Annotated in this window: 13 protein-coding genes; 4 read left to right on the forward strand and 9 right to left on the reverse strand. The window is 65.4% G+C overall.

Going from position 1 to position 13121, the window contains the following annotated elements; all coding sequences use genetic code 11:
• Positions 1-43 precede the first annotated feature (43 nt).
• Both XH91_RS09290 and XH91_RS09295 read left to right on the forward strand, forming a co-directional pair.
• Positions 44-727 carry a haloacid dehalogenase type II gene (locus tag XH91_RS09290; RefSeq protein WP_128950311.1) on the forward strand — a complete coding sequence of 228 codons (684 nt, stop codon included), beginning with the start codon at positions 44-46 and terminating at the stop codon, positions 725-727.
• Positions 728-822: 95 nt separating this feature from the next.
• A complete protein-coding gene (locus XH91_RS09295) occupies positions 823-1785 on the forward strand; it encodes a LysM peptidoglycan-binding domain-containing protein (RefSeq protein ID WP_128950312.1) in 963 nt (320 codons plus the stop codon).
• A gap of 7 nt (positions 1786-1792) precedes the next feature.
• On the opposite strand, the gene XH91_RS09300 is transcribed toward XH91_RS09295, so the two are convergent.
• Entirely contained in the window at positions 1793-2866 is a 1074-nt protein-coding gene (locus XH91_RS09300; protein WP_128950313.1) for a tartrate dehydrogenase, read from the reverse strand.
• 122 nt (positions 2867-2988) lie between these two features.
• Here XH91_RS09300 and XH91_RS09305 point away from each other — a divergent pair, with 122 nt between their 5' ends.
• Both XH91_RS09305 and XH91_RS09310 read left to right on the forward strand, forming a co-directional pair.
• Entirely contained in the window at positions 2989-3906 is a 918-nt protein-coding gene (locus tag XH91_RS09305; RefSeq protein WP_128950314.1) for a LysR family transcriptional regulator, read from the forward strand.
• A 37-nt stretch (positions 3907-3943) separates the two neighbouring features.
• Positions 3944-4768, forward strand: a complete 825-nt coding sequence (locus tag XH91_RS09310; protein ID WP_128950315.1) for an aspartate dehydrogenase — start codon at positions 3944-3946, stop codon at positions 4766-4768.
• 3 nt (positions 4769-4771) lie between these two features.
• Here XH91_RS09310 and XH91_RS09315 read toward each other — a convergent pair whose 3' ends face one another.
• The 8 genes from XH91_RS09315 to XH91_RS09345 form a co-directional block, all read right to left on the reverse strand.
• A complete protein-coding gene (locus XH91_RS09315; protein ID WP_128950316.1) occupies positions 4772-6076 on the reverse strand; it encodes a PQQ-dependent sugar dehydrogenase in 1305 nt (434 codons plus the stop codon).
• A 338-nt stretch (positions 6077-6414) separates the two neighbouring features.
• Positions 6415-7041, reverse strand: coding sequence for a methyltransferase family protein (locus XH91_RS09320; protein WP_128950317.1), 627 nt, complete (start codon positions 7039-7041; stop codon positions 6415-6417).
• A 30-nt stretch (positions 7042-7071) separates the two neighbouring features.
• A complete protein-coding gene (locus tag XH91_RS09325) occupies positions 7072-8103 on the reverse strand; it encodes an NAD-dependent epimerase/dehydratase family protein (RefSeq protein ID WP_128950318.1) in 1032 nt (343 codons plus the stop codon).
• Between the two features lie 29 nt (positions 8104-8132).
• Positions 8133-8651: an Mpo1 family 2-hydroxy fatty acid dioxygenase gene (locus XH91_RS09330; RefSeq protein ID WP_164933993.1), complete on the reverse strand. Its 519-nt coding sequence runs from the start codon at positions 8649-8651 to the stop codon at positions 8133-8135.
• 161 nt (positions 8652-8812) lie between these two features.
• The gene (locus XH91_RS38745; protein WP_164933994.1) at positions 8813-9475 is read right to left on the reverse strand and encodes an OmpA family protein; all 663 of its coding nucleotides are present in this window, start codon (positions 9473-9475) and stop codon (positions 8813-8815) included.
• Positions 9475-9891, reverse strand: a complete 417-nt coding sequence (locus XH91_RS38750; protein WP_164933987.1) for a hypothetical protein — start codon at positions 9889-9891, stop codon at positions 9475-9477. The genes XH91_RS38745 and XH91_RS38750 overlap by 1 nt, the downstream gene beginning before the upstream one ends.
• A gap of 94 nt (positions 9892-9985) precedes the next feature.
• A complete protein-coding gene (locus tag XH91_RS09340; protein ID WP_128950321.1) occupies positions 9986-10267 on the reverse strand; it encodes a type II toxin-antitoxin system HicB family antitoxin in 282 nt (93 codons plus the stop codon).
• A gap of 7 nt (positions 10268-10274) precedes the next feature.
• On the reverse strand, positions 10275-12890 hold the full coding sequence (locus XH91_RS09345) for an ATP-dependent helicase (protein ID WP_128950322.1): 2616 nt from the start codon (positions 12888-12890) through the stop codon (positions 10275-10277).
• Positions 12891-13121: the final 231 nt, after the last annotated feature.

Here is a 13121-nt window from a genome sequence, read left to right on the forward strand (position 1 = left end):
TCGGGCCGGGGGCGAGAACGGACCGAACAAGGAGTCCAACACCATGGCCGATGTTCCCCTGATCGTCTTCGACGTCAACGAGACGCTGCTCGATCTCCAGACCATGGAGCCGATTTTCGCGCGCATCTTCGGAGACAAGGACGCGATGCGCCTATGGTTCGCCAATCTTATCCTGTATTCCTCGGCGCTCACGGTCGCAGGCTGCTACGTTCCCTTCACCGATATCGGTGCGGCCGTGATGAAGATGCTGGCGGATACCAAGGGCATTACGATCGACGAGCGCGACAAGAAGGAGCTCACCGAGCGGTTCTCGACGATGCCACCGCACGCCGAAGTGCCTGCAGCGCTGCGCAAGCTGCGCGCCGCCGGCTTCCGCCTGTTCACGCTCACCGACAATTTGCTCGAGGTGCAGACGCGTCAGCTCACGCATGGCGGCATCGTCGATCTGTTCGAACGGCGCTTCAGCGCCGATGGCGTCAAGCACCACAAGCCATCGCGCCAGGCCTACGCCTATGTCGAACGCGAGCTCGGCGCCAGTCCATCTCGGTTCTGCCTGATCGCCTGCCACACCTGGGATACGCTCGGCGCGGTCGCCGCAGGCTGGGAGGCGGCCCTGATCAGGCGCGTCGGCAATGACCTGCTCGGTGTCGGTCCGCAGCCGCAACTGGTCGGCAACGATCTCGACGATGTTGCCGACCAGTTGATCGCGCGTCACGGAGCCGGTTGACCCGGCGGACTTCGTGCCCCAAAAACCACCCAATCGGTGGTCACTAACCGCCGCAGTGGGGGCATTGGCCCCCCGTGGTAGGACTGTGGCACTTGATGATTGATCCAAGGCGACTTGTGGTGTTGGCAGCTTGTGTGCTGCTCGCCTTGAACCCCGGTATGGCCGCAGCCTCGCCTGCCAAGCCGAAGCCGGCCGCGATCCCTGCGGTCGCGCCGCCGCTTCCCGCACCGCCGGCAGAGCCGCTGCCGCCGCCCAAGATTTATCTATTCCGCGGCGCCATGGGGCCGATCTTCTCGACCGGCATCGACCGGCTCAGCGAGAAGCTGAACAAGGCCGGCTTCTCGGCCGATGTCTACGAATTCACCCTGTGCCGGCTGATCGGCAACCGCGCCATCGCCAGCTACAAGGAGAGCCCGGCGCCGATCGTGCTGATGGGCCATTCCATGGGCGGGCTGTGCTCGGTCCTCATTTCCGAGATGGCGGCGAAGGAGAACATCCCGATCAGCCTCGTCATCACCATCGATCCCGCGCACGCAACCGACGACGTGCCGCTCAATGTCGAGCGCTTCATCAACATCTTCCTGTCCGACAGCGTGCTTGGCGGCGGCGATGTGGTGGCGGTGCCCGGCTTTCGCGGCCATTATGCGAGCTATGATCTGAAACTGAACAGCCGTGTCTCGCACATCAACATCGAGAAGTCCGACGACATCCACCGCCAGATCGTCGACATGGTGACGCAGTTGCCGCGCATCCAGGCGGCGCAGACCGAGGCCGACGCGGTGCCGCTGCGCCTTCAGGTCCCCGCGGACACGCTGGTGGAATTGTGGGACAGCGGCGTACGCATACCGGTCCGCACGGGCGATACGATGGAGAGCATCGCGATGGCCCATCGCGTGCCGGTCTGGGCCATCGCGCAGAGCAACTCGCTGGCGGAGAATGCGACGCTCACGCCGGGGCAGTCCATCATCATCCCGCGACATCTGACACCGCCGGATGCAGCGGCTGCTGCCGCGATGGCGGTGCCGCCGGCGGCGGCACCTTCGGGGCGGAAGAAGTAAGGCCCTCTCAGACGTTCGAGCCGTGGATCGCGTCGATCACGGCATCCGTCACTTCCCTCGTCGTCGCTTTGCCGCCGACATCGGGCGTCAGCACGCCGGCCGCGCAGACTTGCTCGACCGCCTTCATCAGCCGCGCGGCGGCGTCTTTCTCGCCGAGATGTTCGAGCATCTGCGCGCCGGTCCAGAAGGTCGCGACCGGGTTGGCGATGCCCTTGCCGGTGATGTCGAAAGCCGAGCCGTGGATCGGCTCGAACATCGAGGGGAAGCGGCGCTGCGGATCGATGTTGCCGGTCGGCGCAACGCCGAGGCTGCCCGCAAGCGCGCCGGCGAGGTCGGAGAGGATGTCGGCGTGGAGGTTGGTCGCCACGATGGTGTCGAGGCTCCTCGGGTGCAGCGTCATGCGTACGGTCATCGCGTCGACCAGCATCTTGTCCCAGGTCACGTCGGGGAATTCGGTCGCGACTTCCGCGGCGATCTCGTCCCACATCACCATGCCATGGCGCTGCGCGTTCGACTTGGTCACCACGGTCAGGAATTTGCGCGGACGCGACTGCGCGAGCTGGAACGCGTAGCGCATGATGCGCGTGACGCCGACGCGGGTGAAGACGGCGACCTCGGTGCCGACCTCCTCGGGCAGGCCTTTATGCGCGCGGCCGCCCATGCCGGCATACTCGCCCTCCGAATTCTCGCGCACGATCACCCAGTCGAGATCGCCGACGCCGACATTGCGCAGCGGCGAGGCGACACCGGGCAGGATCTTGGTCGGCCGCACGTTGGCGTACTGGTCAAAGCCCTGGCAGATCGGCAGGCGCAAGCCCCACAGCGTGATGTGATCGGGCACGTCGGGCGCGCCGACTGCGCCGAAATAGATCGCGTCGAACTTCTTCAGCTCGGCGAGACCGTCGGCCGGCATCATCACGCCGTGCTTCTTGTAATAGTCCGAGCCCCAATCGAACGTCCTGACGTTGAATGCGATGTCGCCGCTGCGCTTGGCCAGCGCCTCCAGCACGCGGACACCGGCCGAGATCACCTCGGGGCCGATGCCGTCGGCGGGGATGGCTGCGATCGAATGGGTGCGCATGGGAAAGCTCCGTTTGGGATGTCGCGCGGAAGCTTAGGCCGGGCGGCGAGGCGGCTTCAATTGGCGCTGGTTTATACAAAAAAATGATATAATCATCGTTTGGCGGGACGAGGGAAAGTTTGATGGAATTGCATCAGCTCCGATGCTTCGTGGCGGCGGCCGAGCAGCTGCATTTCGGCCGCGCCGCGCAGCATCTGCAGATGCTGCCGTCGGCGCTCGGCCGCCAGATCCGGCTGCTGGAGGAGGATCTGGGAACGCGGCTGTTCGCGCGCACGACCCGGGCCGTCTCGCTCACCGAGGACGGCTCCACCTTGCTGCGCGATGCCCGCGCCATTCTTGCCAAGGTCGAGGCGGTCGAGAGCAATCTGCGCAATCGCTCCCGCGCGGGAGCCGCGCGACGGCTCCGGGTCGGCGCCGTCGACAGCGCTGCGGCCGGGCTATTGCCGCCATTGCTGCGCGACTTCCGCACTGGGCATCCCGAGGTCTCGGTCCAGCTTCTGGAGGACAAGACCGTCAGGTTGTTGCCGAAGATACTGACCGGCGCGCTCGATCTCGCCTTCGTCCGTCCGCCCGACCGGGCCGACAAGCGGCTCGAGTTTCGACCTCTGCTCCAGGAGACCGCGATCGTGGCGTTTCCGAAACGGCACGCGCTCGCGGCCCGCAAGTCGATCACGCTGGCCGATATCGCCGACGAGGCGATGCTGGTGCCGGATCGCCGTTCGCGGCCGCACAGCCATGACCTCACGATCAAGCTGTTCGAGCAGGCCGGCCTGACGCCGCGCATCGTGCACGTCGCCGACGAGAAGCAGACCATCATCAACCTGGTCGCAACCAAGCTCGGGGTCGCCATCGTGCCGCGCTGGACCATGCGGATGGCGGTTTCGGGCGTGCGCTTCGTGCCGCTTCGGCCCAAGCAGAGCGGGCCGGTCGGTCGGCTGCCGCTGGCGGCGGCCTGGCTGCGCGGCTCGCGCGATCCTGCCCGCGATGCGATGCTGGCCGTGCTGGACGCGCGCCTGCGCTTCTATGCGCGGGAGGCGTGAGCGGCTATGACATGGGCTTGGCGATAAGGTGGATGCGATGACTGACCGGAAAGCTTCGAACGAGTTGCGGGTGGCGATTGCGGGCCTGGGCTCGATCGGCACCAAGATCGCGACCGCGCTCGATGAGGGCATCGAGGGACTGACGCTGTCAGCCGTGGCCGTGCGCGATCCCGCCAAGCATCAGGCGTTTCTCGGCGGCCTGCGTCATCAGCCGCAAATCCTGCCGATCGACCGGCTTGGCGAGGTCGCCGACATCGTGGTCGAATGCGCGCCGAGCAGCCAGTTGCGTGCGATCGTCGAGCCCGCGGTCAAGCGCGGCAGGTCCGCGGTCGTGGTCAGCGTCGGCGGGCTGCTCGACAATTTTGACTTGGTCGATCTCGCGCGCGCCAGGGGCGGCCGCATCCTCGTGCCGACAGGCGCGCTGATCGGGCTCGATGCCGTCAACGCGGCCGCCGTCGGCACCATCCATTCGGTGAAGATGGTCACGCGCAAGCCGATCGACGGCTTGAGGGGCGCGCCGTTCATCGTTCAGAACAACATCGACATCGACGATCTGCGCGAGCCGCTCAAGCTGTTCGAGGGATCCGCACGCGATGCCGCAAAGGGCTTTCCGGCGAACGTCAATGTCGCCGTTGCGCTGTCGCTGGCGGGCATCGGGCCCGATCGCACGCAGATGCAGGTCTGGGCCGATCCGACCGTGACGCGCAATGTTCACCGTATCGAGGTCGAAGCGGATTCGGCGCGGTTCTCGATGGGCATCGAGAACATCCCGTCCGAAAATCCCAAGACCGGGATGATCACCGCGTTGTCCGTGATCGCGCTGCTGCGCAAGCAGCGCGCCACGTTGTGCGTGGGAACGTGATTCTTACGCCCCCGTCACGCGCCAGATCACGTTGCCGACGTCGTCGGCCATCAGCAGCGACTTCTTGTCGGGGCCGATGACGACGCCGACCGGGCGGCCGTAGGATTCCTTCTCGTCCGGGGACAGGAAGCCCGACAGGATGTCGCGACCGGGGCCGGAGGGTTTTCCGTTCGCGAACGGGATGAACACCAGCTTGTAGCCGGACAGCTTGCTGCGATTCCACGAGCCGTGCTGGCCGATCACCATGCCGTCTCCGAAGCCGGGCAAGGTGCCTGCGGGCATCCAGCACAGGCCGAGCGACGCAGTATGGCCGCCGAGCGCGTAATCAGGTTGGAGAGCCTTGGCGACCATCGCCGGATCCTGCGGCACGCGGTCGTCCACCGTCTTGCCCCAGTAGCAATAGGGCCAGCCGTAGAAGCCGCCGTCGCGCACCGAGGTGAGATAGTCCGGCGGCGTCTCGTCGCCGAGCCCGTCCCGCTCGTTGACGACGGTCCAGAGCACGCCCGTCGTCGGTTCCCACGCAAGCCCGACCGGATTGCGCAGGCCCGCGCCGAAGATGCGATGCGTGCCGGCGACGAGATCGAGCTCGTAGACCGCGGCGCGGCCTTCCTCGACCTCCATGCCCATCTCGGCGATGTTGCTGAGCGAGCCGACGCCGGCATAGAGCTTCTTGCCGTCGGGACTGGCCAGCAGGCTGCGCGTCCAGTGGCCGCTCGGCTTGAACGTGGTGAGCCGCTTGCCCGGTGCGGCGATGCTGTCGGCATTGGCGACGTAGGGAAAGGCCATCACACCGTCGGTGTTGCCGACATAGAAGGTGTCGCCGACCAGTGCCATGCCGAACGGCTGGTTGAGGTTCTCCATGAAGGCGCCGCGGACCTCCGCGACACCGTCGCCGTCCTTGTCGCGCAGCAGCGTGATGCGGTTGGCGGAGACGCCCAGCGCGGCGGCGCGCCGCATCGTCGCTTGCATCGCGTAGTGAAACACGCTGCGCGGCGGACCTGCGATCTGCGTCGCTTCCGCGATCAGCACGTCGCCATTGGGCAGCACCTCGATCCAGCGCGGATGGTCGAGGTCGGTCGCGAACGCGTTGACCTTGAGTCCGGCTGCGACCGTCGGCTTCTGGCCCTGGCTCCAGCCGCGCGCGGTCGGCATCTTCAGGGTCGGGATCGCGCCTTGCGGCTTGGCTTCGGGAATGGCCGGCGTCTGGCCCCAGGCCGGTGCGGCCTCGGTGCCGGTCAGCTTCCGCCATTGCAGCGCGATGCCGCCGAGAACTGCGACGAACTGCGCGAAGATGCTGGAAAAACTCATGAGAAGCCCCTGTCGAATCCTGTCGCGCCTTTTTTGCGCGCGCATCCAACTGGGTGGAGGTGAAAAGGTCAACCGGGACGGAGCTGGATCGGGCCGTTTATGACGCAGATGGCAGCTCGCTGAATTTGCATGGCAAGGATGACGTTTGCTTGAGAGATGGCTGCAAGCGCAAAACACTCACTGTCGTCCCGGCGAAGGCCGGGACCCATACCGCGGAATCTGTCGATTGCGCTCGATAAGAGTACTGAACGACTATCTTCGCCAAACTCCTCCCTGGGGTTATGGGTCCCGGCCTTCGCCGGGACGACATCGAGGGTGTGGCGACTTGTCCTGCTACATCACCGCGGCGAGGTGAACGGAATGATCATCGGCACGCGGCGGCAATAGGCGCCGTAGGCGTCCTCGCCGAGCTCCTTCGACAGGAACACCTCTTCCATCCGGCCCTTCTGCCACATGCCGAGCGAGATCAGGATGGCGCCGAGGATCGTCGTCACCATGCCGATCGCAACGCCGGTCACCAGCATGCCGAAGATGAGGCCGGTGTAGATCGGGTGACGCACGATGCCGTAGGGGCCGGTGTCGATGACGCGATGGTCTTCCTTGTGGGTGATGGTGTTGGACCAGAACTTTCCGAGATGCAGCCGCCCCCACCAGGCGAAGGCGATGCCGGCGACCGAGAGCACCGCAGCGATGGTGATGCCGGCGTCGCCGAGCACCCAGAGCGGCTTCCAGCCCATGACCTCCGCAATGAACGGCGTGTACAGGATGCCGCCGATCAGGATCGGCAGGCGATAGCGCTGCGACTCCAGCGTCATGACCTGCTTCTTGGTCTGCCCCTGCCAGAACGAGGCGCCCACCCAGCTGGCGAGAAAGGCGAGCCAGATCAGGGCCAGGAGTTCGGTCGGCCAGGTCGTGGTCCAGCCACCCCAGGCGACGGACAGAAGCTTGCTGAAATCGAAGGACATAAGGAAAGGTTCTTTGGGTTGGGGAGCGGATCAGCTCGCGCGCGACGACAGCGCGTGATGCTCGATGGCATTGGAGGCGGCCTGGCCGCCACGGGCGAGCAGATGAGTGATGGTCTCGCGCAGCACCGGCTCGATCGGGCGTGGCGCATAGCCGAGCTCGTCACGGGCCTTGCCGATTGAAAGGTCGCTCGCGGCAAGCGCGATGCGCACGCCCTCGGCGGTGCCGTTGGGCGGACGACGCGTGATGTGGTCGGAGACCTTCTCGAGCAGGATCGCGGAGAGCTCGGCGATCTTGCCGGGGACGACGATCGGATATTGCCGCCGCCCGCTCATCGCCGACATCATCCGCAGGATCTGCCCGAGCCTGACGCAGTCGCCGCCGAGGATGTAGCGCTGGCCGATGCGGCCACGCTCCATCGTCAGCAACAGGCCCATGGCGACGTCGCGAACGTCGACGAGATTGACCAGGAAGTCGAGATGCGGCTGCACCTTCTTCTGCAGGAAGTACCACAGCATCGCCGTGGGCGGCGTCAGATTGTGGTCGGCAGCGCCGATCGGCATCGTCGGGGTGCCGATCACGAGCGGGAAGCCGCTGGCCGCGGCCTTCGCCGCGTGATGCTCTGCGAGTGATTTCGAACGCGTATAGGCGCCGGGCATCGCATCGGCCGGCTGCAGGGCTTCCTCGGCGGCCACGCCGTTGAGGTTGGCGTAGGGGAACAGGATCGACTCTGTCGAGCAATGCAGGAAGCGCGAGATGTTGCGCTTCATCGCGGCCGCAAGCACGACCTCGGTGCCGCGGAAATTGACGTCGTGGAAGTCCTGCTTGTTGGCGACCCACATGCCGGGCAGGCCGGCAAGGTGATAGACCTGATCCACACCGGAAACCGCAGCAGCGACCGTCGCGGCGTCCAGCACCGAGCCGTGCACGTACTCAACGTCGGCATTCGCAGTCGCCGGCGGCCGGACATCGAGCACACGTACCCGCCGCCCACGGGCGCGGAGCGCTTCGACGAGATGCTGTCCGATGAAACCGCTGCCACCGGTAACCAGTACGAGAGTCATGCAGAAGGTTTGCTGTTTCGCTTCTAGAACTAACGGGCCGAAAGGGAATTGGTCGGAACAGGCGCCAGAATCGCGGCAAGGTCGCGACGGAAGCCTAATGCAATGAATAATTTTGCCATAACGAACATCGGTCCAAGCAGGAAATGTGTGGGGTGGTCGACCATGGACGGCTGCCGTTCCTCGAACACCCGGTGACCAACGATCTGGGCTGCGACGCCAAACCCGATCAGCGCCGCAAAAATCGACCACATCATGGCGGTCGAGACCTGATTGCCGATCGCGGTTGCGACCGATAGCAGCACGATCATCGACACCAGGATGCCGAGCCCGACGCCGGCGTCCAGCATCAGCCAGTATACCAGCACGGGCAGGGCCAAAATCACCGCCAGGCTCACCTCGACCCCCAGCATGGAGAAATGGACCAGCGTCAGCGGCAGCGTCGCGCCCGTGAAAAGCAGGAGAATGCCGACCACATGCATCGCGCAATTCCAGGGATCGCGATGGTATTCGACATAGTCGGCCAGTTGGCGTTGAAAATAGCCAGCCATTTCGGTCTCGTGCAGCACGGGGTCGGGAAGGGCGAAGACAGCCTATAGCACCTGGGAGGGCAGTGCACAAACCTGCGCTATTGTCGCGCAAGGCTGCCCTGTCGCGCTGTGAGACAGGTCACAAAATAATCGGAACTTCAACGGGTTCCCGAGCCGCGCGCTCAACGCTTTCTGGCGGGCTTTTTCGCCGCAGGCACGGGGGTTGCGGCAGGACGCGGGGGCGCTTCGTCGGGCACTTTGGCAAAGGTCAGGATTTGCAACTGGCCGTTGACGGCCGAGGTCGGCTTGGCGCGGTCGAGGAACTGTTCCTCGCCGAGGCCGATCGGCTGGAGCCGCTTGGTCGAAATCTTGAACGTGTTCACCAGCACGTCGCGGATCGCATCCGCCCGGCGCTGGCTCAGGATCGCGTTGGCCTCGCGTGTTTTCGAATTGGATTCGACGTGGCCGACGATGAGGAACGTGTAGGGCAGCAGCGACGTGTGAACCAGCGCGTCGGCGATCCGGCCGACGGTCTGGTAGGACTCCGGCTGGATGATCGGCGTATCGGCGTCGAACTGGATCTGCGCGTTGAAGGCGGGCAGCTTGGCGAGGTCAGGCGCGATCAGCGGTCGGTTCACCGGGCCCGGATCGTTCTTGATCCTGGCCTTGGCCCGCTCCATCACCTGCTGCTTCAGCGCGGGGAGGTCGACCTCGGTGGCCTCCTCGAAGTGGTTGAGCTTGCCGACGATGTCGTCGCGGGTCGGCGCGGTCTGCGCAGCCGCCGTGCCCGCGAGTAGCGCGAGGCCAAATGCGATGCCGATGGCGCCGTGCCCGGTTGCGCGCATCATCGATACCCCGCCTCGTCGATGGCCTTCAGGCAGTTGTTGCTGATGCCCTTTGGCGTCGAGACCAGGCAGGGGATCGATTTGCTGGTCTCCTTGGTCGAGCCGCCGCAGACCTTGACGATCTCGCGCTGGCAGGCGTTCGCCACGGTGACGCGTGCGGCGATACGCTTCTGGATGGCGTCGAATGCGGTGAGGTAGTCGCTCAGGCACTGTTGGGAGAGTACGTCCCGGTTGCGAGAGAGGCATTCCTTCAGGCGGGTGGAGTCGGGATTGACGCCGCGGCAATTGGCGACGATGTCGGCGCCACAGCTCTTGGCCAGGAGCCCGATCGAATCGCCAAAGCTCATGGTCTCCGCCGCGCTGAGCGACGGCATCCCCAATACAAGCACGATCAGTGTGATAAGGCCCCGGACCATGGTTGCATCTGATACGGGGAAGTTCGCCATGGTCAAGGGCTGATCGCCCCCGAACTGTCGAGAGTCCGGCGAGTGCGGCGAACAGTCCTCACTGTCAGGCGTCTTCGCTCGGAGGAAATTCGATCAGGACGGCCGTGTGGTTCCGGATCGCGTCAACAAATTCCGGGGCGGCTTTGAGCTCGTCCAATGTCCGCGGCGGCGGAAGCTCGCGGCCCTCCTCGATCAGCTCCTCGGCATAGAACGTGATGGCCTCGGGCGCGTTCTCCAGGGCCTCATCGACGTCGTCGCCGCCGGACATGCAGCCGGGCAGGTCTGGAAACCACAGGCTGACGTCATCAGGGCCATTGTCTTCGATGATGGCAACGTAGTGAGGCATGGCGGCTTCACGCCCGCTGCACAAAGCTGTCCACGACCTTCTTCTCGCCGGCCTTGTCGAAGGCGATGGTGAGCTTGTTGCCGTCGATCTTGGTGACGCGGCCGTAGCCGAATTTCTGGTGGAAGACCCGGTCGGACAACGAGAATTCCGACGTCGTGCCGGTCGATTTCGCGACCAGCTCGCCTTCGATCGTCAGCGGACCGCGGCGGCGCGAGGAGAAGCTGCCGAAATCGGGGCCCGATGACGAAGAGGATGAGAACGTCGCGGCCTCCTCTTCGAAGCCGCCGCGCCCGCCACCGCCATTGCGGCCGCCACCGCGGTTGCGATTGCCTTCTCGGTTGGCCTGGGCGCGCTGCCAGCCCGGCGTCGAATAGGTCGAGCCGAACGCCTCCATGTCGTCGAAGCGCGAAGCGCCGTAGCCGCCGGTGCCGCCCCAGGCCGAGCCGCCCTTGGATTCCGTGATCTCGACATTGGCTGCCGGCAATTCGTCGAGGAAGCGCGACGGGATCGTGGTCGACCAGGTGCCATGGATCCGGCGATTGGTCGCGAAATAGATCATGGCGCGGCGCCGGGCTCGGGTCAGGCCGACATGGCCGAGCCGGCGCTCTTCTTCCAGCCCTGCGCGGCCCTGTTCGTCCAGGGTGCGCTGGCTCGGGAACAGGCCTTCCTCCCAACCGGGCAGGAACACGTTGTCGAATTCGAGGCCCTTGGCCGAATGCAGCGTCATCAGCGACACCGCGTCGTCCTCGGCGCCGCCTTCGCGGTCCATCACCAGCGAGATGTGCTCGAGGAAACCTTGCAGGTTCTCGAACTCCTCCATCGAGCGCACGAGTTCTTTCAAGTTCTCCAGCCGGCCCGCGGCATCGGCCGAACGGTCCTTCTGCCACATCTCGGTGTAGCCGCTCTCGTCGAGCACGATCTGGGCGAGGTCCGTATGGGCGGTGACCTCGCGCTGGGCGCGCCAGCGATCGAACTGGGCAACGACGTCGCGCAAGGACCCGCGCGCCTTCGGCTTCAGCTCGTCGGTCTCGACCACGGCGCGCGCCGCCTCAAACAGAGGAATGCGGCGCTTGCGGGCGTGATCGTGCAGCATCTGGATGGTGGCGTCGCCAAGGCCGCGCTTGGGCACGTTGACGATGCGTTCGAAGGCGAGATCGTCGGCCGGCGAATTGATCACGCGCAAATATGCCAGCGCATCGCGGATTTCGGCACGCTCGTAGAAGCGCGGGCCGCCGATGACGCGATAGGGCAGGCCGAGCGTGACGAAGCGGTCTTCGAACTCGCGCATCTGGTAGGACGCGCGGACCAGGATCGCGATCTCGTTCAGCTTCTCGCCCTGGCGCTGGATCTGCTCGATCTCCTCGCCGATGCCGCGGGCTTCCTCTTCCGAATCCCACGAGCCCGTGACCGTGACCTTCTCGCCGTCCTGGTCCTCGGTGCGCAGCGTCTTGCCGAGCCGGCCTTCATTGTGGGCGATCAGGTGCGAGGCGGCGGCGAGGATGTGGCCGGTCGAACGGTAATTGCGCTCGAGGCGGATCACTTTTGCGCCCGGGAAATCGTGCTCGAAGCGCAGGATGTTGTCGACCTCGGCGCCACGCCAGCCATAGATCGACTGGTCGTCGTCGCCGACGCAGCAGATGTTTTTGACGTGGGGCGTGGCAACCGCCACTGCAGCATGCTCCGTCATTCCGGGATGCGCCGAAGGCGCAGACCCGGAATCCCGAGCTGAGGTCTCATCTCCAGATTCCGGGTTCAGGCCTTCGGCCCGCCCCGGAATGACGGTGGGCGTGGTTGGCTTTGTCGTCGCCGGCGCCTGCGACAGCAACCGCAGCCACAGATACTGCGCGACGTTGGTGTCCTGATATTCGTCGACCAGGATGAATTTGAAGCGCTGCTGATACTGCCGGAGGATGTCCGGATGCTCGCGGAAGATGCGAATGTTTTCGAGCAGCAGATCGCCGAAATCGGCGGCGTTCAGGATCTTCAGCCGCTCCTGATAGCTCGCATAGAGCTTGCCGCCCTTGCCGTTGGCAAACATCGCGGCTTCGCCTGACGGCACCTGCGACGGCATCAGCCCGCGGTTCTTCCAGCCGTCGATCAACCCGGCCAGCATGCGCGCCGGCCAACGCTTGTCGTCGATGTTCTCGGCTTGCAGGAGCTGCTTGAGCAGCCGTACCTGGTCGTCGACATCGAGCACGGTGAAATTCGACTTGAGCTGCGCCAGCTCGGCGTGGAAGCGCAGGATGCGGCCGCCGATGGAGTGGAAGGTGCCGAGCCACGGCATGCCCTCGACGGCATGGCCGAGCATCTGGCCGAGCCGGTGCTTCATCTCGCGCGCGGCCTTGTTGGTGAAGGTCACCGACAGGATCTCGGCGGGGCGGGCGCGGCCCTGACTCAGGATATGGGCGATGCGCGTGGTCAGCACGCGCGTCTTGCCGGTGCCGGCGCCGGCCAGCACCAGGACCGGGCCGTCCAGCGTCTCCACGGCTTCGCGCTGCTCCGGATTGAGCCCGGTGAGATATTTTGGGCCCACGGAGGCGCGCGCACGCGCGGCGATGCCGCCGGCGGCAGGCTGGTGGTCGGGTACGCTGGTGATCTTGCTCGGCTCGGTCATGCGAATCATTGGCCCCACGATGGCACCGCGGGGTGGCGGAAGGGAGCCTTCTTAACAGGGATTGGAGCCTATATGGGGCGCCGGGGAGGGGTTTTCCACGTGCGCGGCGGGGCGATTTGTTCCTGGCGACGGGGCGAATTTCCGCCGGCAACCGGCCGGAACCAATGTTCCGCGTTGGCGATTGTTTGGACAAGGGAGGCGCGCCAGCCGCGCCGATCGCAGACAGACATCAAGACAGAG

Source organism: Bradyrhizobium guangzhouense (genome assembly GCF_004114955.1).
Taxonomy (GTDB): Bacteria; Pseudomonadota; Alphaproteobacteria; order Rhizobiales; family Xanthobacteraceae; genus Bradyrhizobium; species Bradyrhizobium guangzhouense.

What these genes read in the sequence shown, in the direction of transcription:
- XH91_RS09305 (WP_128950314.1), top strand. Translation starts at nt 2,989, where the DNA reads ATGGAATTGCATCAGCTCCGATGCTTCGTGGCGGCGGCCGAGCAGCTG.
- XH91_RS09310 (WP_128950315.1), top strand. Translation starts at nt 3,944, where the DNA reads ATGACTGACCGGAAAGCTTCGAACGAGTTGCGGGTGGCGATTGCGGGC.
- XH91_RS09290 (WP_128950311.1), top strand. Translation starts at nt 44, where the DNA reads ATGGCCGATGTTCCCCTGATCGTCTTCGACGTCAACGAGACGCTGCTC.
- XH91_RS09295 (WP_128950312.1), top strand. Translation starts at nt 823, where the DNA reads ATGATTGATCCAAGGCGACTTGTGGTGTTGGCAGCTTGTGTGCTGCTC.
- XH91_RS09315 (WP_128950316.1), bottom strand. Translation starts at nt 6,076, where the DNA reads ATGAGTTTTTCCAGCATCTTCGCGCAGTTCGTCGCAGTTCTCGGCGGC.
- XH91_RS09300 (WP_128950313.1), bottom strand. Translation starts at nt 2,866, where the DNA reads ATGCGCACCCATTCGATCGCAGCCATCCCCGCCGACGGCATCGGCCCC.
- XH91_RS38750 (WP_164933987.1), bottom strand. Translation starts at nt 9,891, where the DNA reads ATGGTCCGGGGCCTTATCACACTGATCGTGCTTGTATTGGGGATGCCG.
- XH91_RS09325 (WP_128950318.1), bottom strand. Translation starts at nt 8,103, where the DNA reads ATGACTCTCGTACTGGTTACCGGTGGCAGCGGTTTCATCGGACAGCAT.
- XH91_RS09330 (WP_164933993.1), bottom strand. Translation starts at nt 8,651, where the DNA reads ATGGCTGGCTATTTTCAACGCCAACTGGCCGACTATGTCGAATACCAT.
- XH91_RS38745 (WP_164933994.1), bottom strand. Translation starts at nt 9,475, where the DNA reads ATGCGCGCAACCGGGCACGGCGCCATCGGCATCGCATTTGGCCTCGCG.
- XH91_RS09345 (WP_128950322.1), bottom strand. Translation starts at nt 12,890, where the DNA reads ATGATTCGCATGACCGAGCCGAGCAAGATCACCAGCGTACCCGACCAC.
- XH91_RS09340 (WP_128950321.1), bottom strand. Translation starts at nt 10,267, where the DNA reads ATGCCTCACTACGTTGCCATCATCGAAGACAATGGCCCTGATGACGTC.
- XH91_RS09320 (WP_128950317.1), bottom strand. Translation starts at nt 7,041, where the DNA reads ATGTCCTTCGATTTCAGCAAGCTTCTGTCCGTCGCCTGGGGTGGCTGG.